Raw genomic sequence first — 19,349 nt, forward strand, 5'->3', positions numbered from 1 at the left:
GAACTGGCGTACTGGCGGTCCACGACGGGACGCCTCGACCTGGCCGCGTGGGCGATGGCGACGCTTGACCTCGACGCTGCGGTGCTCACGGCGGACGGGAAGTTGTACGGCGGGCCCCCGTCATCGACGTTGAGGAGGTGTGACCGCATGCGTGTTCACGACTTCGAGGGCTGGCTTGCCGAGTCGCTGGCCGCCCAGCCGTGGGCCGGCACGGTAGCCCGCTGGTCGGCGGACGGCGGGCCGAAGCCGGTCGGCGTCACCCTCGCCGGCAAGGTCAACATGCAGTTCGTGAAGGCCGAGCCGAGGTGTATTGCCTGGTGGGCCGGAGGCACCACCATACGAACCACGTCGCCACCATCGCCGGTGATCTACTACCGCTGAGTTTGCCCAGCTCGCCGATAGCGGGCGCTGACCGGTGACCCCGGTCAGCGGACCGCGTCGGTGGACCTGTCGGTGCTTCAATGAAGAGCAGCTCCGGTGAGAGCTGCGGCAGGGCGGAGGTTTTACCCACCCTGGGCTGCGTTTCGACCTGTCCACCGCGAAGGGTGTGCGCTCCACAGGGCACGGTGACGCAGCGACGCCAGGATCGCGTCACGCTACAAAGCACGTGAGCTGGGCAGACACCCTCGCGACAGGTACACGCTCACGGGCGGGACGACGCAGGCTTCGCCAGTGCTTCTCTAGAAGATCGCCGGCCCATGGCCCGTGATGGTCCGGCTGCAACCGATCACATCGACCGTCCGGCGGTGGTCGTCACGAAGGATACCCAATCGCGGAACAAGACGGAGTCCGCCTGCTCTGGCGGCACGTCAGAAAGGGGCGGCTCTGCGGCAGGCGGCGGCCCGCTGAGCACGCTGTTCGACCAGATCGATGGTTTTGGTTCGCTTGCGGCCCAACAGTTTAGCGAGCGTGCGAGCAGCCAGCGAGTGGAAGCGGCACACCCCCGTGAGCCGACCCTGATCTCCTTGGAGCCGGTCAGGGTCAGCTCGCGGGTGCAGGTCTCGATGGTCACGAGGTGGGTGTCGACGGCAAGCGGGGACGGACAGCGATTGGCGTACCGGGCGGCGAACCGGCGCCACCCACCAACTCGGAAGCCGAATCTCACTCCTCGACGGACTGGCGGTCCATTGCAGACCGCCCGTCAAAGCACGACCATGCGTTGCTGCCGAGATTGACTGCTCCGCTGTTGGCGTAGTAGCGAAACGGTCACCTTGGAGCCTTGGCGAAGCCGAGGAAGGCATCCCATCCGGCAGAAGTGAAGACCAGCACCGGCCCGCGCTGGTCTTTGCTGTCTCGGACGGCAACGAGTCCCGGGATGTTGGCAGCGACCTCCATGCAGTTGCCCTGAGAGCTGCTGCGGCTGCTCTTCCGCCAAGCCGCGCCAGTCAGATCAATGCCAGTCAGATCAGTCATGATTTCTCTCCTTGATTGCTTGCATGAGTTTGCGGGACTCCTCAAGGCTCAGGGCTTGATGCGTAAGGGTTTTCCACACCTCGGCGTACGCTCGCACCTCTTCTAGGCGGTCGATGTAGAGGGCTCCCGAGAGTCCTTCGTTGTAGACGGTCGTCGGCTCTGCGGAGCGGGCGCCGTTCGTCGGGAAGTCCAGGATGACGAAGCTGCCAGCGATGGCTGCCTGGCTCAAGCTCTTGCTCAGTGGTAGGAGTCTGACGGACACGTTGGGTGCCGTGCTCGCCTCCACGAGTCGATCGATCTGCCCGGCCATGCCGGGCACGCTGGCGTGTAGGAGCGCCTCCTCGATGATCACTTCCAGGGTGGGGGCGGCCGGCCGCTTTCGGACTAGCAGGCGTTGGCGCTCCGTTCGTAGGCCGACGAGCTTGGCGACCTCTTCGTCGCTGACACCTGGTCGAGTCCGTGCCACCTCGGCGGCATATTCGGGTGTCTGCAACAGGCCGGGCACCAGGGCATGTTCGTAGGTTCGTATCCGGTTGGCTGCGGACTCAAGCCCTACGTACAGCTCGAACCATCGAGGGATGATCTCGCCGTAGGCGTGGTACCAGCCTTTGCTTTTGGACTCCTTGGCGAGGCTGATCAGGACTTCGGTCATCTCCGGTGATGCCCCGTACAGGCGGCACATCTGGTCGACGTCGAGCGCGCGCACGGGGGTCTGCCCTGATTCGATGCGGTACATCTTGGCGCGTGACCACTCGAGGTCAGAGGCCGCAGCTTCCAGGCCGATACCGGCTTGCTCCCGGGCTTGCCTCAGCAGCCGGCCAAGCTCCCGCCGCGGCACCGTCGATCCCGCCTCAGTCATCGGCACCATCCTCCCAGTCTCATGCTGATGCAGCGTTCGACGTGCCGCGAGACGGCTGTTGCATCACCATCCGCTAGTCGCGTCTCAGTCTGATCGTCTCACCAAGAGTGTTGCAAGGTGAATTGATCCTGCCGGATCGTAGCTGGCAGGAAGGCTGATGCACGGACACCGAAGGTGACTTGGATGCCCCGATGGAAGTGGTTCCAGCGCAAGGACGAACCCGTGGACGTCGTAGAGCGCGGGGAGTTCAACCACCATGGCGAGCGTCTGCGGCGATGCTCGTCCGACGTCTTCGTGGGCAGCCCCCACGACGCCGCTGGCTCACGACCACACCCCGCCGACGCAAAGCGGCGTGGGGTGAGCCGATCCGGCGGACAGCAGCAGGGCAGGCACCAGCACACCTGCCGGATTGGTAGCGGTTCGGTGGAGGTCTCGGGTGGGGGTGGGGTCGTCCGCGTCGTGGTGTTCGAGCAGGTTCCGACTACGACTCGTTCGTCGGCGGAGTTGGTGACACCGGAGGAGGTGGCGGACGCCCGCAGGCTGGCAGGGGATGGGCTGGCCGCAGTGCGACGGGCTGCCGGTGTGACTCAGGTGCGCCTGGCACGGATGGTGTCTTGGTCGCGCAGCACGGTGGCCAATGTGGAGATAGCCCGTCAGACGGCGCCAATGGAGTACTGGGCGGCCTGTGATGCGGCCTTGGACGGTGAAGGGGCCTTGCTGGCTGGGTGGGAGCGGCTGGAGGTGTTGTCGCGTCGCCTGCGAGAGCAGAAGGCGGTGGAGCTGTTCCGGCAGCGTTTGGCGCGGCGACAGCTGAGCTGCGCGTGTGGCGATCATCTTCGGTCGCTCGCTGGACCTGGCGCGTCGTTGTCCCTCGAACGCATGTCCGCTGCGCTTGCCGGAGCGGATGGGAGCGATCGTGGATGACGACGATGCGGCGCTGCTCCGGCCGAGGCATCGCCGGCATCGGTCACGCCGGTTCCCAGGTGGTCGGCCCTGCATCTGTCCGGCCTGCCGAATGGAGCGAAAGCGGGAGCGGCAGCCTCCCAACCCTGCGGTGCGGCTCGACGGCTTCCGCCGGCCTCCTGGCATCAGTGCCGCGCCTCCCGACGCGGTGAACCGGGCGGTGGATGGGCCGACGCAAATCGATTGGACCCGCGCGGCCGAGCTCGTGACCCGAGGCCAGCTCGGCCGCGCGCAAGGGATCGCACGAGTGGAAGGAGCTTGTCCCTCTAGCACGTCAGCTCATGGCATCTACCTGTCAGCTCTCACATCGAAGGAGACACGGCACCATGACCGACACGATCACTGGTAATCCGACCATCGAGGCGTACTCCGGCCCGATCGACCTGTCCCGCCCCCACTTCGTGGGCGTCGGCGGTTCCGCAATGTCCGGTCTGGCTCGGCTGCTGGCTGAGCTGGGCCACCAGGTCAGCGGAAGCGACGTGCAGGACTCCGACAGGTTGGCGGCGCTGCGGACGGCCGGCGTCTTGGTGCGCTCGGGGCACGACGCCTCGCACATCGAGGGCGCGAGCTGCGTCGTCTTCACCACCGTTGCGCGGAACACGCCGGAGGTGCGGGCGGCGCGCGCCGCTGGCGTCCCCGTGGTGCACCGGGCGCAGGTGCTCGACAAGCTGGCCGCCGGGCAGCGGCTGGTGGCGGTGTCCGGCTCGCACGGCAAGTCCACCACGGCCGGCATGCTCGCTCACGTCCTGCGCACCCTCGGCGAGGACCCGACCTACCTGATCGGTGCCGACCTGACCGGGCCGGGCTCAGGCGCGCACCTCGGCCGGTCGAAGCTGCTGGTCGCGGAGGCCGACGAGTCGGACCGGTCGTTCCACTTCCTCACCCCGTCGATCGCGGTCGTCACCAACGTGACCGACGACCACCCGGAGAACTTCGTCAGCCACGCCGACGTGCTGCGCGCCTACGTCGGGTTCGGCTGCCGGATCGCGCCGGACGGGTTCCTGATCGTCAACGCCGACTGCGTGGGCGCGACGGTGGCCGCCCAGGTCATCGCCGACGAGCGTCCCGACCTGACGGTGTTGCGGTACGGCCGCGACCGCACGGCGGACGTGCGGCTGTTGGACGTGCACGCCGACGGCTGGTCGGCGTCGGCGACGGTGCGGATGCCCAACGGCACCGAGGTACGACTGACCCTGCCGACCCCGGCGACGCACCACCTGGACAACGCGACGGCGGCCCTGGCGTGCGCGGTGGCCCTGGGCCTGGACCCCGCCGAGGCGGCCGGAGCGGCGTGCACCTTCGGCGGGGTACGCCGCCGGTTCGAGCACATCGACACCCGCGCCGGAGTGACTGTGATCGACTCCTACGCCGACCACCCCAACGAGATCGCGGCCGATCTGCACGCTGCGCGGACCCTGGCCCGGGGGCGGGTGTTCGTGGTGTTCCAGCCCTCCGGACACGCCCGCGTCCTCGCCTTCGGCGAGCGCATCGGGCGGATCCTGGCGGACAACGCCGATCACATCCTGCTCTTGGACGTGCACGGCACCGTGCCGGATGGACAGCCGGTCGCGGACGCCACCGCCATCACGGCGCGGCTGCGCGACGGCGACTACTGCCTGCCGCTGGGCCCCGACCACGCTGCCCGGGTGGTCGCGCGGATGGCCGGACGCGGCGACGTGGTGCTCACGATGGGCACCGGTGACGTGACCGGCTACGGTACGGCGATCCTGGACAGCCTGAGCTGCCGAACCGAGGTAGCCCTGTCCGCCTGATCTTCCCTGTCAGGCAGTGACAGCGCCGGGTTCCTCGATCAGCTTGTCCGCGAGCGCGAGGAGCCCGGCGCTGTTGGCCGCCTTCACCAACACCACATCCCCGGGCCGTAGCCCGTCGCGCAGCAACTCCCACGCCTCGGCCACGCTCGCTGCCCGGTCCACCGTCGTGCCGTTGCCGGCAGCCCCAGCCGCGTACTGCCCGGCCTCCGTCCCGCCGATCGCCACCAGCCATCCGGCCCCGATCTGGGCCACCTGCTGCCCGATCTCCCGGTGCACCTGTGGGGCGTGCTCGCCCAACTCGGCCATCTCGCCCAGCACCGCGACCGCCCGCCGGCCGTCCCCGGTCATCGTGTGCAGGGCACGCAGCGCAGCACGCATGGCGTCGGGGGCGGCGTTGTAGGCGTCGTTGATGACCGTCACGCCGTCGGCGCGGGTGGTGACCTGCATCCGGCCCGGTGACACCGCCTCGGCCCGTGACACCGCGTCGGCCACGGCCTCGATGGGGTGGCCGAGCCCGAGCGCGACGGTGGCGGCGGCCAGGGCGTTGGATGCCTGGTGCAGCCCGTAGAGACGCAACCGCACCTCGGCGGCCTGGCCGTCGTACATCAGCCGGAAGCCGGCCCGGCCCAACTCGTCCATCGTGACGCCCTCGGCGCGTACGTCTGCTGGGTTGTCGATGCCGTAGGTCAGGACGCGGGCGTTGGTGCGGCTCGCCATGGCGGCCACGAACGCGTCGTCGGCGTTGAGCACCGCCAACCCGCCGCCCTGGGCGTCGGGAAGGGCTTCCACGATCTCGCCCTTGGCCTGGGCGATGTTCTCCACCGACCCGAACTCGCCAAGGTGCGCGTGCCCGACCCGGGTCACGACGCTGACGGTGGGCGGGGCGATCCGGGTCAGGTAGGCCACGTGACCGATGCCCCGCGCTCCCATCTCCAACACGAGATAACGGGTGTCGGCGGTGGCGCGGGTGACCGTGTACGGCAGCCCAAGCTCGTTGTTGTTCGACGCCCGGTTGGCCACCGTCTCACCCCAGGTGGGGAGAACCTGGGCAAGGATGTCCTTGGTCGACGTCTTGCCCACCGACCCGGTCACCCCGATCACCATGGTCTGCGGCAACCGATCCACCACCGCACGGGCCAGTCGCCCATACGCCGCCGGAACGTCCTCGACGACCACCGCCGGCACCCCGACCGGCCGTGACGCCAGCACCGCCGCCGCACCAGCCTCGATCGCCTGGGCAGCGTAGTCGTGCCCGTCGACGCACTCACCGGGCAACGCCACGTACATCCCGCCGGGCTCCACCCGCCGGCTGTCGAACACCACCGGCGCCGTCACCGTCACCGCTCCGGGGGCGTCGTGGACGGCTCCGCCGACAACGGCCGCGATCTCTTGCAAGGTCATCGGAAGCACGAGATGAACTTACCGTGCGCAGTCAGCGGGCTGGGCGGGTCGCCGATGGGTGTAACCGGATGTGTGGAGGGCTCCAGCCGACCTGCGCTTCAGTCTCGCCGCCTTCGCGTGAGCATTCTCAGTTCCTTACCGAATCGCGAGACTACCGTCCTGAGGAATGGGCGAAGTGGTGGGGAATTTCGCGCTGGCGGTGTGGACGCGGGAGCGGTCGGTGGGGCGGACGGGACTCGAACCCGTGACCGAGGGATTATGAGTCCCCTGCTCTAACCCGCTGAGCTACCGCCCCGCTACCGCGCCGGATCGTAACCCGCCCCGTCGATCACCGGCCAGCACGAACAGCCTCGTCCGCCGACGGCCGATCGATGATCCAGCACGATGGGCAACGCGAGGATAACAGCACGCAGCCGTCCGCGATGGCCTCAGCCCGGCGCGCGCAGCTCGGCCAGCACCGCCCCGGCGGCACGCCAGCCGCTGGCAACGTCCCTGGCTGGACGGCGCAGGTCGCCGCGCTGGGTGCGTACCCGATGGGGGTTGACCTCGGCGACCGGCGTGCGCAGCTCGACCAGGTCGGCGGGCGGCGGCGCGGCGATCGCCCGGGGCAGCGCCCCCATCCCCCGCGCCGGCACGCCGATGCGCCCCGCGCGAACGAGCGCAGCACCATCGCCAGCACGTGGCTGGAGGCCCCCAGCGCCCGGTCGACGAGCACGCCGGACAGGACCCGGCCGCAGCAGCTCCTCGATGATCGCGCCGGACAGGTCGGCGCGGCGCAGCCGGCGGGCCGCGGCGAGGCCGCCGCCGACGACGATGACGACGTCGGTCTCAACGGGCATCGCGCGCCTCCCGGTCCGTGCGGCCCAGCCGGCCGGGCCACCAGATCCGGGCCCCGATGTCGTACGACAGGGCAGGCACCAGCAGCGAGCGGACGACGATGGTGTCGATCAGGACCCCGACGGCGACGGCGACGCCAAGCTCGACGAGGACGACCAGCGGCAGCACGGCGAGTGCGGAGAACGTCGCGGCGAGCACGATGCCGGCGGAGGTGATGACGCCGCCGGTGACGGCGAGGCCGGCGAGCACGCCGGGGCGGGTGCCCCGGTGCACCGACTCCTCGCGGACCCGGCTCATCAGGAAGATGTTGTAGTCGATGCCGAGGGCGACGAGGAAGACGAACGCGAACAGCGGAAACGACTGGTCGACACCGGGGAAGTCGAGCACGTGCCGGAAGATCAGCGCGCACAGCCCGAGCGTGGCGAGGAACGACAGCACCACGGTCGCGATGAGCAGCAGCGGGGCGAGCAGTGCGCGCAGCAGCAGTGCCAGGATGACCGCGATCACCAGCAGCACCACGGGGATGATCACGTTGCGGTCCCGGGCGGACGCGTCGGAGGTGTCCACGTTGATCGCGGTGAACCCGCCGACGACCGAGTCCGAGCCGGGTACGCCGTGCACGGCCTCGCGGAGGGCGCGGATGGTCCGCTCCGCGCCGTCGCTGTCGGGCGGGTCGGCGAGGGTGGCCTCGAACTGGACGCGGCCGTCGACCACCTTCGGCGGGGCGTTCGGGTCGGGCGGGCCGGCCTGGCTGCGCTGGGTGACGGGGCGGACGGCGGCGACGCCGGGCACCCGCTGGGCCGCCTCGGCGACCTGCTGGGCGCTGGCCTGGTCGGTGAAGATGGTGGCCGGGCTGCCGGTGCCGGCCGGGTAGTGCGCAGCGATGACGTCCTGGCCGGCGACGGAGTCGGTGCGCTGGGTGAACAGGTCGGTCTGGCCGAGGGTGGTGACGCCGAGCTGGGTCAGGCCGATGGTGAGCAGGGCCAGCACGGCGGCGGTGGCGAGCCAGACGACCCGGGCCCGACGGGCGACGAAGCCGGCGATGCGGCTCCAGAGGCCGTGCTCGGTCTGCGGGTCGGCCCGATCGGCGGCGGGCCGGCGCGGCCAGAACGCCCACCGTCCGCCGAGCACCAGCAGTGCGGGCAGGAAGGTCAGCATGACCAGCAGGGTGGCGGCGATGCCGATGGCCGCGACCGGGCCGAGCGCCCGGTTGGAGTTGAGGCTGGACAGCAGCAGGCAGAGCAGGCTGACGATGACGGTGCCGCCGGAGGCGATGATCGCCGGGGCGGCTCCCCGCCAGGCGGCCCGCATCGCGGCCCAGGGGCGCTCGTGCCGGTGCAGTTCCTCGCGGTAGCGGGCGATGAGCAGCAGCGCGTAGTCGGTGCCCGCGCCGAAGACGAGGACGGTGAGGATGCCCTGCGCCTGGCCGTTGAGCTTGACCACGTCGTGGTCGGCGAGGAGGTAGACGAAGACCGCCGCGAGGGCGTACGACGTCGCGGCGGCGAGCAGCGGAAAGATCCAGAGCACCGGGCTGCGGTAGACGACCAGCAGGATGATCAGCACCACGCCGAGGGTGACCAGCAGCAGCGGCCCGTCGATGGCGCCGAAGACCTCGATGAGGTCGGCGAGCAGCCCGGCGGGCCCGGCGACGTCCACGGTGAGCCCGTCCCGGTCGTCGCCGACGATGGCGCGCAGTTCGTCGACGACCTGCCCGATCCGTTCCCCCTCGGCCGCGTCGATCGGCACGACCACCTGAAGGGCCTGGCCGTCCTGGCTGGGCACGGGCGGCGGGAGCGGTGCGACGACGCCAGGGACCCGGGCGAACCGGGCGGTGTCGGCGGCGGCCCGCTGCCGGTCGGCGTCGGTGATCCCGGTGGTACGCGCGTAGACCACGAGCGCCGGGGTGGTCTCCCGGTCGGCGAACCCGGCAGTCAGGTCCTGCGCCCGGGTGGCCTCGGCCTCGGTGGGCAGGAAGGAGGCGTTGTCGTTGGTCGCGACCTCCCCCAGCTTCCCGGCGTACGGCCCGGCCACGCCGCCGACGACCAGCCAGCCGATCACGACCAACGCCGCGACCAGCGTGGCGATGCCGCCCCGTCTTCCGGCCAATTCACCCACCCACCTCTTGAATCGACGCAGCGATCGACTCAGCGGGAGTCCGAGTCGACATCGACCATCCTGCCGGCCGAGCGCGCCCGGGCGGGCCGAAACCGTCCCGTTGCCCCCATCCCGACCCGCGCCCACGCCGCAGCCCCGACTCGGGCGGGCTCACGACCCAGCCGCGCTCGCGCCTAGCTCTCGCCGGCCGGGCCGGGAGGGTGAGAGGGGAACCCTTCTCTACCGCAGGCATTAACAGTGGGCCCTTCCTTACACCAAACACGCGCAATGCGAGAAGGCCCGCCGGCGGGGCCGGCGGGCCTTCTCGCTGCGCTGCTCCCCCCTTTTGACTCGAACCAAAAACCTGCCGGTTAACAGCCGGCTGCTCTGCCAATTGAGCTACGGGGGACCGCTCGCCGCCCGGGATCGGATCTCTCCGGCACCCTCGGCGACGGCACAAGAGTACAGGATTCACCCGGGGTTTGGTCCAGGGGGTTCGGCCGCGGGACGCGCCGGGACCGGGGACCTCCGAAGCGCCCGACAAGCAGACAATTCGTCATCCGGGCACCACCAGGTATGAGCGCGGTGGAGGATGGGTAGTTAGCTGCCGACAGAGGACGTAGGCGCGAAAGCTCGTCGCCCGCGGGGTCCGCCCCGGGGAGGCGACGGCGCGTCAGGTACGGAAGGAGCCGCCATGCGCGGAAAGATCATGTTTCTTGGCGGGCTGGCTGCGGGATTCGTCCTGGGCGCCCGTGCCGGCCGGGAGAAGTACGAGGAGCTGGTCGTCCGGGGCCGCAAGGTGCTCGACCACCCGACCGTCCAGGAGGCGGCCGGCGTCGCGCAGGCCCAGGCCAACCGGCTCTACAGTGAGGGCAGGGACAAGCTCAGCCAGTCCAGGCTCGGCGAGAAGCTGAGCAGCAACGGCGGCAGCAGCGGCAGCAAGCATGAGCTGACCGCCGCCGACAAGCCGTTCGCGGGCACCCCGGCGACGGTCGGCGCGAAGGCGGGCAGCGGCTCGTCGGGCACCGGCTCGTCCGGGTCGACCGCGAGCGGGTCGGCCTCCGGCGGTGGCTCGGCCCGGACGAAGCCGTCCGGCACGGGCACCAACGGCAGCACGATCTGACCCACGGTTCGCAGCGGGCCGGCCACCTCCGGGTGGCCGGCCCGTCTGCCGTCTCCGCCCCCGAGCGGAGGTGCCGGACCCGGCCAGCAGCAGCCACCCGGCCCGACGGGGACGCCGCCGAGCGGTGGCGAGCGCAACCCGAGCCGACCCGGGCGGGGCCGCATCCGGGGTAACCGGGCGCGGCCCCGCCCCGCGTCCGGGGTGACCTGGCACTCGTTGCCCCCCTCGACGGGCGCGGCCCAGGGGCGACGGGGGAGGATTCCGGACGGAGGTGGTCTGAGATGACGTACGACGGCCCGGACAGCGCCGACCAGGCCCGGCTGCTGCGGCTGCTCCGCGACGACGGCCCGCGCTCCCGGGTCGAGCTCGGCGACGCCGCTGGCCTCACCCGGGCGCGGCTCGTCGCGGAGATCGACCGCCTGGTCGCCCTTGGCCTGGTGGAGACCGCCGGCCCGGCCGCGTCCCGGGGCGGTCGCCGCTCGTCGCTGCTGCGCATCGCCGGCGGGGTCCGCTTCGCCGGGATCACGATCGGCCCCCGGGAGATCGACGTCGCGCTCACCGACGGCGAGCTGACCGTCCTGGCCCGGCGCCGCGAGCCCGTCGACGTCCGCCTCGGCCCGGAACCGACCATCGCCCGTACGCTCGAACTGCTCGGCAAGGTCCGCGCGAACCTCGGCCTGGGCCGGTTGACCGGGGTGGGGATGGCCCTGCCCGCCCCGGTCGCGTTCCGTGAGGGTGCCCCGGTCTCCCCGCCGGCCCTGCCCGGCTGGCACGGGTACGGCGTCCGCGACGCGCTCGCCGCCCGGCTGGGCTGCCCGGTGCTGGTCGACAACGACGCCAACGTGATGGCGCTCGGCGAGCAGCACGCCGGCACCGGCCGCGCCTTCGACGACTTCCTCTACGTCAAGCTCGGCACCGCCATCGGCTGCGGCCTGGTGCTCGGCGGGAGGCTGCACCGGGGCGCCACCAGCGGCGCCGGCGGCATCGGGCACCTGCGGCTCGGCGACGGCGGCCCGATCTGCGCCTGCGGCGAGGCCGGCTGCCTGGAGGCGTACTGCTCGGACGGGGCCCTGGTCCGGGAGGCGCTCGCGGCGGTCGACTCCGGACGGTCGCCGGCGCTCGCCGCCCGGCTGGCCGAGGCCGGCGCGCTCACCGTGGCGGACGTGGGGCGGGCGACGGTGGCCGGCGACGCCGCCGCGCAGGCGCTGGTCCGCGACGCGGCCCGGCGGCTCGGCCGCGTCCTGGTCGGGCTGGTCAGCTTCGTCAACCCGGGCATCGTGATCATCGGCGGGACGGCCGCGGGCCTCGGGCCCACGATGCTCGCCGAGATCCGGTCGGTGGTCTACCGGCAGTCGCCGCCGCTGGCCACCGGCAACCTGCCGATCGTCCTGTCCGACCTGGACGACACCGCCGGCGTGGTGGGCGCGGCCCGCCTGGTCAGCGACGACGTCTACGCCGCGCCCTGACCGGCGGCACGACGCCGGGGGTGACCGGCGCGGCCGGCCGGACCCGGGCGGGTCCGGCCGGCGCGTACGGCTCAGCCCGTGTGGCTGCTGAACGCCACGTCGTCGGCTCAGTCCTTGTTGCTGCTGAACGCGGCGTCGAAGGCCGCCGACGGGGCGTCGAAGGCGAGCCGCCGGACGAACTGCAACGCCTCGGGCGCACCCACCAGGCGGTCCATCCCGGCGTCCTCCCACTCGACGGAGATGGGGCCGGCGTAGCCGATGGCGTTCAGCGCCCGGAAGCAGTCCTCCCACGGCACGTCGCCGTGCCCGGTGGAGACGAAGTCCCAACCCCGGCGCAGGTCGGCCCAGGGCAGGTGGGACGCCAACCGGCCGCGGCGGCCGTCGCCGGTGCGCACCTTCGCGTCCTTGCAGTCGACGTGGTAGATCCGGTCGGCGAAGTCGAAGATGAAGTTCACCGGGTCCAGCTCCTGCCAGACGAAGTGCGACGGGTCCCAGTTCAGCCCGAACGCGGGCCGGTGCCCGATCGCCTCCAGGGTCCGCTTCGTCGTCCAGTAGTCGTACGCGATCTCGCTGGGGTGGACCTCGTGGGCGAAGCGCACCCCCACCTCGTCGAAGACGTCGAGGATCGGGTTCCACCGGTCGGCGAAGTCCTGGTAGCCGCGCTCGATCATCTCCGGCGGCACCGGCGGGAACATCGCCAGGGTGTGCCAGATCGACGAGCCGGTGAACCCGACGACGGTGTCCACGCCCAGCTTCGCCGCCGCCCGCGCGGTGTCCTTGATCTCCTCGGCGGCCCGCTGGCGTACCCCCTCCGGCTCGCCGTCGCCCCAGATCCGGGCGGGCAGGATCCCCTGGTGCCGCTCGTCGATCGGGTGGTCGCAGACGGCCTGGCCGACCAGGTGGTTGGAGATCGTGAAGACCTTCAGGTTGTGCTTCGCCAGGGTCGCGAGCTTCCGTTCGACGTACGAATCGTCGGCGAGGGCCTTGTCGACCTCGAAGTGGTCGCCCCAGCAGGCGATCTCCAGCCCGTCGTAGCCCCACTCGGAGGCGAGCCGGCAGACCTCGTCGAACGGAAGATCGGCCCACTGGCCGGTGAAGAGCGTGATGGGTCGCGCCATGAGTCCTACTCCCCTGAGGTGGTGATGGGGGATTCCGTGTGCGTGACCGGGGCGAGGGTGGCCGGGTGGGGCCGGGCTGGTGCATGGCGGCCGGGGCGGGGTGCCGGTGGGCGCTGGGCAGCGCCTGGGCCCAGCGGGTTGCGCCTCCCGCCGGGTCACCGGCAACCGCGTACGGTCGCCGCCGCTCACTCTATGGCCGCCTGCGGCGGTTAGGAAGGGCCCCCTGTACGACAGAATGCGACAACAAGGGGCCCTTCCTTGCATCTAGCTAGGGCAGGGTCCACTTCTGGTTGGCGCCGCCGTGGCAGGACCACTGGTGCACGATCGCGCCGTCGGCGGAGTTGTTGCCCGAGACGTCGAGGCACTTGCCGGACTGGGTGTTGCGCAGGCTCCCGTCGGCCTGCGCCGCCCACCGCTGGGGGCCACCACCGTTGCAGGACCAGAGCTGGACCTTCGCCCCGTCGGCCGAGGAGCCGCCGTTGACGTCCAGGCACTTGCCCAACGACCGGATCGTGCTGTCCGTGCCCACCGTCCACTGCTGACCGGCGGCGCCGTTGCAGGTGTACAGCTGGATCTGGGTGCCGTCGGCCGAGGAGCCGTTGCGCACGTCCAGGCACTTGCCGGCCAACCCGACGACCCGCCCGGTGCGGGTCGGCGGCGGGTTCGTACCGCCCAACTCCTTGATCCGGATGTTGCGGAACGACACGTCGTCGCCGGGGCCGTGGTTCTGGATGCCGACATAGCCGGCGAGCGAGCGGGCCGGGTCGGTGTTGGTGAAGTCGTTGATCTTCACGCCGTTGAGCAGGACCTGGAGCCGCTCCCCCTCGACCAGCAGCTCGTAGGTGTTCCACTCCCCCGGCGGGTTGAGCGCCGCGTCCCTGAGGGCCAGGTCGGCGGACTTGACCCCGTAGATCGCGCCGGTGGTGCGGTCGGCGGCGTCGGTGGCGTCGATCTGCACCTCGTAACCGTTGGTCATCGCCGAGTTCGGGTCGCTGGAGGCGGGGAAGCCGACGAACACCCCGGAGTTGTCGTCCCCGGCCGCCCGCCAGTCCAGCTTCAGCGAGTAGTTGGTGAACTGCTTCGCGTTGTACCAGTACAGGCCGAGGCCGTCGTAGGAGCTGAGGGTGGCGTCGGCGTTGGTGAACCCTCCCGGCCCCGCCTGGGTCCAGCCGGTCGTGGAGCCGTTGTAGAGGGCGGTGTAGCCGGTCTCGGGCCGGCAGTCGGCCTTCGTCCGGCCGGCCGCGTACCGGATGCCGCCGAGCAGGTGGGCGCGGAACGCCTGCTCGGAGTACGACGACTGGGTGTGGCCGGCGCCGGTGTAGAAGGACCGGCCGCCGCTGTACGTCTTGCACCAGGCGTGCGGGTGGTCGCCGCCCATCGCCCCGCCGGAGTACGACGTCTCGTCGAGGCTGGCCAGCACGTGCGCGGTGGAGCGGGCGTTGGTGCGGTAGTCGTACCACTCGTCGGTGCGGGTCCAGGTCGGGCCGAGGTGCGCGGTGGCCGCGTGCGCCCGGTCCTCCACCTTCACCCGGGCCTGCTGGATGGCCGGGTGGGAGGCGAACCAGGCGCCGACGAGGTTGCCGTAGAACGGCCAGTTGTACTCGGTGTCGGCGGCGGAGTGCACGCCGACGTAGCCGCCGCCGGAGCCGATGTACGACTCGAACGCCGCCTGCTGGGTGTCGTTGAGCACGTCGCCGGTGGTGTTGAGGAAGATCACCGCCTCGAAGCGGGCCAGGTTGGCGGTGGTGAACTGGGCGGCGTCCTCGGTGGCGGTGACGGTGAAGCTGTTGGCCGCGCCGAGCTCACGGACGGCCTGGGTGCCCACGGCGATGGAGTCGTGCCGGAACCCGGCGGTCTTGGAGAAGACCAGCACGTCGTACGGGGCGTCGGCGGCCGACGCCGGGGTGGCCGGGGCGGTGCAGGCGAGTACGGCCAGGGCGGCGGTGGCCGCGCCGAGGAGGGGACGGAGGAGTCTTCGCATGTCGTTCTCCTGGGTGTGGTGGCGGTGCGGTCCCCCGCCGGAGGCGGGGGACCGCAGGTGTGCCTAGGGCAGGGTCCACTTCTGGTTGGCCCCGCCGTGGCAGGCCCACAGGTGCACGACCGTGCCGTCGGCGGAGTTGTTGCCCGAGACGTCCAGGCACTTGCCCGACGGGGTGTTGCGCAGCGAGCCGTCGGACTGCGCCGCCCACTGCTGCGCCGCACCACCGTGGCAGGTCCAGAGCTGGACCTTCGCCCCGTCGGCCGAGGAGCCGCCGTTGACGTCCAGGCACTTGCCCAACGACCGGATCGTGCTGTCCGTGCCCACCGTCCACTGCTGACCGGCGGCGCCGTTACAGGTGAACAACTGGACCTGGGTGCCGTCGGCCGACGACCCGTTACGCACGTCCAGGCACTTGCCGGCCAACCCGACGACCCGCCCGGTGCCGTTCGTCGGGGGCGGCGCGGTGCCGGTGTTCAGGGTGAACGCGTCGACGTCGTACAGCGTCCCGGAGCCACCGGCGAAGGTGAGGTAGAGGGTGGTGGTGCCGGTCGGCGGGTTGGTGATCGCCCCGGTGACGGTGGTGAAGGTCTCCCACGACCCGGTCACCGGGACGGTCACCGAGCCGAGCACCGTGCCGGTCGGCGAGCCGGTGCGGATCTGGAGCGTGCCGCCCGCGCCGGCCGAGGAGACCCGGGCGGTGAACGAGGTCGCGTTCCCGATCCGGTACGGCTCGAAGGCGATCCACTCCCCGTTCTGGATGTCGCCCACGGTCTTGCCGCCCTCGGCGGTGGTCTTGTCGTAGGTGCTGATGCCGGACGAGGTCTTGAAGTGCTCGGCCTGCCGGTGCCGGGGCTGGAGGATGTGCTGGGTGTGTGTGGTCAGGCCGCCGGCGTCGGTGTACTCGGCGTCGAAGACGGCGAAGATGTTCGCCGCGTCGTCGTGCTCGCCGTCGACGGGGATGGTGATGTTGCCGGAGCAGCCGTTCTGCGAGGCGATCTGGTGACCGTGCTGGTCGTGGCCGAGCACGTAGGTCATCTTGACCTTGGCGCAGTCGATCGTGCCGTCCTCGGGGTCGGTGACGGTGATGCTGAACGGCACGGTGTCACCGAAGGAGAACAGACTGCCGTTGGCCGGCCCGGTCACGGTGACCGTCGGGGCGGTGTTGCCGACGTTGACCGTCACGCTGGTGGAACCGGTCGCGCCCTGCGGGTCCCGCACGGTGAGCGTCGCGGTGTACGACCCGTTCGCGGTGTACGTCTTCGTCGGGTTGGCCGCCGTGGAGGTGGTGCCGTCGCCGAACGCCCACGAGTAGGTCAGCGCCGCGCCCTCGGGGTCGGCGGACCCGGCGGAGGAGAAGTTCACGGTCAGCGGCGCCGGCCCGGAGGTCCGGTCGGCGCTGGCGCGGGCGGCGGGCGCCCGGTTGCCGACGCCGACGTAGTCGAAGCGGTAGAGGGCCGAGTTGGCGTCGCCGTTGTAGTAGCCGGTGCCGTAGTCGAGCAGGTAGTACGCCCCGTCGGGGCCGAACGCGGAGTCCATCACCTGCTTGCCCACCCAGGGGAAGCTGTCGATGGTGCCGGGCGACCCGTCGGCGTTGAGGTGGATCGGCTTGATCCAGCCCCGGCCGAACTCGGTGGCGAAGAACTGCCCGTCGAAGGACTGCGGGAACTTCGTCGCCGAGGGGTTGTCGGGGTCGAACCGGTAGACGGGGCCGGCCGCCGGCGACTCGGAGCCGGTGCCGAACGCGGGCGGGCTGCCGGAGTCGCCGCCGTACTTGATCCAGGACGCCTTGGCCGGCGGGAGGGTGCCCTGACCGGTGTTGCGGAACGAGTTGTTGGTCGGCCCGCCGGTGCAGTTGAACTTGGGCCCGGTGGAATTGCTGTTGAAGTCCCACTCGTTGTACGTCTCGGCGGTGGTGTTGGTGCCGGTGCAGTACGGCCAGCCGTAGTTGCCGGGGCCGGTGACCCGGTTGAACTCGACCTGGCCGGAGGGCCCCCGGTTGGAGTTGGTGCTGCCGGCGTCCGGCCCGTAGTCGCCGACGTAGACGACGCCGGTGGCCTTGTCGACGCTGATCCGGAACGGGTTGCGGAAGCCCATCGCGTAGATCTCCGGGCGGGTCTGCGCGGTGCCGGGCGGGAAGAGGTTGCCGGCCGGGATCGAGTACGTGCCGTCGGCGTTCATCTTGATCCGCAGGAGCTTGCCGCGCAGGTCGTTGGTGTTTCCGGCGCTGCGCTGCGCGTCGTACGCCGGGTTGCGGTTGGTCCGCTCGTCGAGCGGCGAGTAGCCGGCGGAGTCGAACGGGTTGCTGTCGTCGCCGGTGGACAGGTAGAGGTTGCCGGCGGCGTCGAAGTCGATGTCGCTGCCGACGTGGCAGCAGATGCCCCGGTCGGTCGCGACGTCCAGCACGTCGACCTTGCTGGACATGTTGAGGGTGAAGTCGGCGTTCAGGGTGAAGCGGGACAGCCGGTTCACGCCCTGCCAGGCGGACCAGTTGGTGCCGGTGGCGGGTGCGTCGCCGCCGGGGGTGGACAGCGGCGGCGCGTAGAAGAGGAAGATGTGACGGTTGGTGGCGAAGTTCGGGTCGACCCCGAGGCTCTGCATCCCATCCTCGTCGTGGGTGTAGACGGGGATCGTGCCGACGACCGTGGTGTTGCCGGCGGCGTCGGTGCGCCGCAGCGTGCCGTTGCGGGCGGTGTGCAGCACCGACCGGTCCGGCAGCACGGCCAGCGACATCGGCTCGCCCATCTCGGAGACGCCGCGGGCCAGCTCGACCTGCTGGAAGTCGCTGGCGTTGATGGTGTGCGCGGCGGCCGGCGCCGCCGACACGGCGACGGCGGTGGCCGCGGCGACCACCGTGAGCAGGGCGGTGCCCGCCGCCCCCCAGCTCCGTGCCGGACCGTGGTGACCGGCGGCGCGGTGGTGGTTACGAAGTCTTCTGTACATGCAGGGGTGCCCTCTCTGGCCGGTGATGGCGGGGCGCGTCATCGCGCCGGATACCGCGGCGGACGTCCCTTCGGCACACCGGTGGACGTTCCTCGGCGGGCTGCGCTCGTCGACAGGGTCGAGACCATCGGCACACAGGGGACAGAGATGGCGGCCGGCAGTTGACGACGAGGGCACCGCGCCCACTGGAGACACCTCGTCGAATCGATTCGCAGCACAATCACATTAATCGATCTGCGCGGATGTGTCGAGGATGTTTCGACAATGTGCGCCCGCCGCCGGGCCGGCGGCGGGCGTCAGACCGTCCGGATGATCGTCCGGGCGGCCAGCCCGGCGAGCGCCTCCCGCGCAGCGGGGGCGAGCGGCGCATCGGCCAGGGCACGCAGGCCCGCCTCGGCGCGGACCCGGATCATCCGCTCGATCTCCTCCCGGGCCCCCGTGGCCTCGATGATGGCCCGCAGCTCGGCGGCACCGTCGTCGTCCAGGTCGGCGTTGCCGAACAGCTCCCGCAGCCGGGCGCCCTGCGCCCGGTCCGCCGCCTGCCGGGCCAGCGCCATCATCACCGTCGGCTTGCCCTCGCGCAGGTCGTCCAGGACGGACTTGCCGGTGACCTGCGGGTCGCCGAAGACGCCCAGCACGTCGTCGCGGAGCTGGAAGGCATCGCCGAGCGGGTCGCCGAACTCGGCCAGCGCCTCCGCCAGCTTCGGCGGGCCGCCGGCCAGCGCCGCGCCGATCTGCAACGGCCGGGTCACCGTGTACCGGGCGGCCTTCAGCCGGATCACGGTCAGCGCGCTGGCCACCGAGCCGTCGCCCACCCCGGAGACCAGGTCCAGATACTCCCCCGCGATCACCTCGGTGCGCATCAGCGCGAACACCGCGTACCCGCGCAGCAGCTCGGCGCGGCGCAGCCCGCACTCGTGGAACATCTGGTCCGCCCAGGCGGCGCAGAGGTCGCCGCAGAGCAGGGCGGTGTTGCGCCCGTACGCCTCCGGGTCGCCCCGCCACGCCGAGCGGGCGTGCAGGTCGGCGAAGAGGCGGTGCACCGACGGCGCGCCCCGGCGCCGGTCGCTGCGGTCCAGGATGTCGTCGTGGATCAGCGCGAAGGCGTGGAACAGCTCCAGCGCCGCCGAGGCGACCAGGATCGGGGTGCCGTCCCCGCCGTCGTCCTCACCGCCGGCGGCCCGCCAGCCCCAGTAGCAGAACTGCGGGCGCAGCCGCTTGCCACCGGCCAGGACGAACCGGTGCAGGGCGGCGAAGATCCCCCGGGGTGCGCCGTCCGGCCAGTCCGGGGCCTGCCGGTCGAGGAAGGCGGCCAGCTCGGTGTCGACCCGGGTGCGCAGGCCGCTCGCGTCGCTGGGCGCGGCCGTCACCGTCATGTTGTT

The 19,349-nt window shown here is 71.3% G+C and carries 13 protein-coding genes, 2 tRNA genes and 1 pseudogene; 5 read left to right on the top strand and 11 right to left on the bottom strand.

Annotation, left to right across the window (positions count from 1 at the left end):
* Nucleotides 1–147 precede the first annotated feature (147 nt).
* Nucleotides 148–381 carry a hypothetical protein gene (locus ACFT41_RS22325; protein ID WP_377588286.1) on the top strand — a complete coding sequence of 78 codons (234 nt, stop codon included), beginning with the start codon at nucleotides 148–150 and terminating at the stop codon, nucleotides 379–381.
* A gap of 825 nt (nucleotides 382–1,206) precedes the next feature.
* Here ACFT41_RS22325 and ACFT41_RS22330 read toward each other — a convergent pair.
* Both ACFT41_RS22330 and ACFT41_RS22335 read right to left on the bottom strand, forming a co-directional pair.
* On the bottom strand, nucleotides 1,207–1,413 hold the full coding sequence (locus ACFT41_RS22330) for a DUF397 domain-containing protein (protein ID WP_377588287.1): 207 nt from the start codon (nucleotides 1,411–1,413) through the stop codon (nucleotides 1,207–1,209).
* Complete coding sequence (locus tag ACFT41_RS22335) at nucleotides 1,406–2,272, bottom strand: helix-turn-helix domain-containing protein (RefSeq protein ID WP_377588288.1); 867 nt, start codon at nucleotides 2,270–2,272, stop codon at nucleotides 1,406–1,408. The genes ACFT41_RS22330 and ACFT41_RS22335 overlap by 8 nt, the downstream gene beginning before the upstream one ends.
* Before the next feature lie 183 nt (nucleotides 2,273–2,455).
* Between ACFT41_RS22335 and ACFT41_RS22340 the strand changes: the two genes are divergently transcribed.
* Both ACFT41_RS22340 and murC read left to right on the top strand, forming a co-directional pair.
* Nucleotides 2,456–3,196, top strand: coding sequence for a helix-turn-helix domain-containing protein (locus ACFT41_RS22340; protein WP_377588289.1), 741 nt, complete (start codon nucleotides 2,456–2,458; stop codon nucleotides 3,194–3,196).
* A 365-nt stretch (nucleotides 3,197–3,561) separates the two neighbouring features.
* Nucleotides 3,562–5,007 (top strand): UDP-N-acetylmuramate--L-alanine ligase, encoded by a 1,446-nt coding sequence (gene murC / locus ACFT41_RS22345; RefSeq protein ID WP_377588290.1) that lies wholly within the window; start codon nucleotides 3,562–3,564, stop codon nucleotides 5,005–5,007.
* A gap of 9 nt (nucleotides 5,008–5,016) precedes the next feature.
* Here murC and murF read toward each other — a convergent pair whose 3' ends face one another.
* The 5 genes and pseudogenes from murF to ACFT41_RS22370 all read right to left on the bottom strand — a co-directional run bounded on the left by murF (nucleotide 5,017) and on the right by ACFT41_RS22370 (nucleotide 9,748).
* The gene (gene murF / locus ACFT41_RS22350; RefSeq protein ID WP_377588291.1) at nucleotides 5,017–6,408 is read right to left on the bottom strand and encodes a UDP-N-acetylmuramoyl-tripeptide--D-alanyl-D-alanine ligase; all 1,392 of its coding nucleotides are present in this window, start codon (nucleotides 6,406–6,408) and stop codon (nucleotides 5,017–5,019) included.
* Nucleotides 6,409–6,629: 221 nt separating this feature from the next.
* Nucleotides 6,630–6,703 (bottom strand) — tRNA-Ile (locus tag ACFT41_RS22355).
* 213 nt (nucleotides 6,704–6,916) lie between these two features.
* Nucleotides 6,917–7,187: pseudogene (locus tag ACFT41_RS22360) on the bottom strand (FAD-dependent oxidoreductase); the annotation flags it as partial.
* 49 nt (nucleotides 7,188–7,236) lie between these two features.
* Complete coding sequence (locus tag ACFT41_RS22365; RefSeq protein WP_377588292.1) at nucleotides 7,237–9,351, bottom strand: MMPL family transporter; 2,115 nt, start codon at nucleotides 9,349–9,351, stop codon at nucleotides 7,237–7,239.
* 324 nt (nucleotides 9,352–9,675) lie between these two features.
* Nucleotides 9,676–9,748, bottom strand: a tRNA-Asn gene (locus tag ACFT41_RS22370).
* A gap of 285 nt (nucleotides 9,749–10,033) precedes the next feature.
* On the opposite strand from ACFT41_RS22370, the gene ACFT41_RS22375 reads away from it, so the two are divergent.
* Nucleotides 10,034–10,462 carry a hypothetical protein gene (locus ACFT41_RS22375; protein ID WP_377590505.1) on the top strand — a complete coding sequence of 143 codons (429 nt, stop codon included), beginning with the start codon at nucleotides 10,034–10,036 and terminating at the stop codon, nucleotides 10,460–10,462.
* Nucleotides 10,463–10,743: 281 nt separating this feature from the next.
* A complete protein-coding gene (locus tag ACFT41_RS22380; protein WP_377590506.1) occupies nucleotides 10,744–11,928 on the top strand; it encodes an ROK family protein in 1,185 nt (394 codons plus the stop codon).
* 107 nt (nucleotides 11,929–12,035) lie between these two features.
* On the opposite strand, the gene ACFT41_RS22385 is transcribed toward ACFT41_RS22380, so the two are convergent.
* The 4 genes from ACFT41_RS22385 to ACFT41_RS22400 form a co-directional block, all read right to left on the bottom strand.
* Complete coding sequence (locus ACFT41_RS22385; RefSeq protein ID WP_377590452.1) at nucleotides 12,036–13,046, bottom strand: sugar phosphate isomerase/epimerase family protein; 1,011 nt, start codon at nucleotides 13,044–13,046, stop codon at nucleotides 12,036–12,038.
* Nucleotides 13,047–13,314: 268 nt separating this feature from the next.
* Nucleotides 13,315–15,027: a ThuA domain-containing protein gene (locus ACFT41_RS22390; protein WP_377590454.1), complete on the bottom strand. Its 1,713-nt coding sequence runs from the start codon at nucleotides 15,025–15,027 to the stop codon at nucleotides 13,315–13,317.
* Nucleotides 15,028–15,090: 63 nt separating this feature from the next.
* Entirely contained in the window at nucleotides 15,091–17,967 is a 2,877-nt protein-coding gene (locus ACFT41_RS22395) for a carbohydrate-binding protein (protein WP_377613967.1), read from the bottom strand.
* A 296-nt stretch (nucleotides 17,968–18,263) separates the two neighbouring features.
* Nucleotides 18,264–19,343, bottom strand: coding sequence for a polyprenyl synthetase family protein (locus ACFT41_RS22400; protein WP_377589732.1), 1,080 nt, complete (start codon nucleotides 19,341–19,343; stop codon nucleotides 18,264–18,266).
* Nucleotides 19,344–19,349: the final 6 nt, after the last annotated feature.

The sequence above is a fragment of the Micromonospora sp. NPDC057141 genome, assembly GCF_042670805.1.
Taxonomy (GTDB): Bacteria; Actinomycetota; Actinomycetes; order Mycobacteriales; family Micromonosporaceae; genus Micromonospora.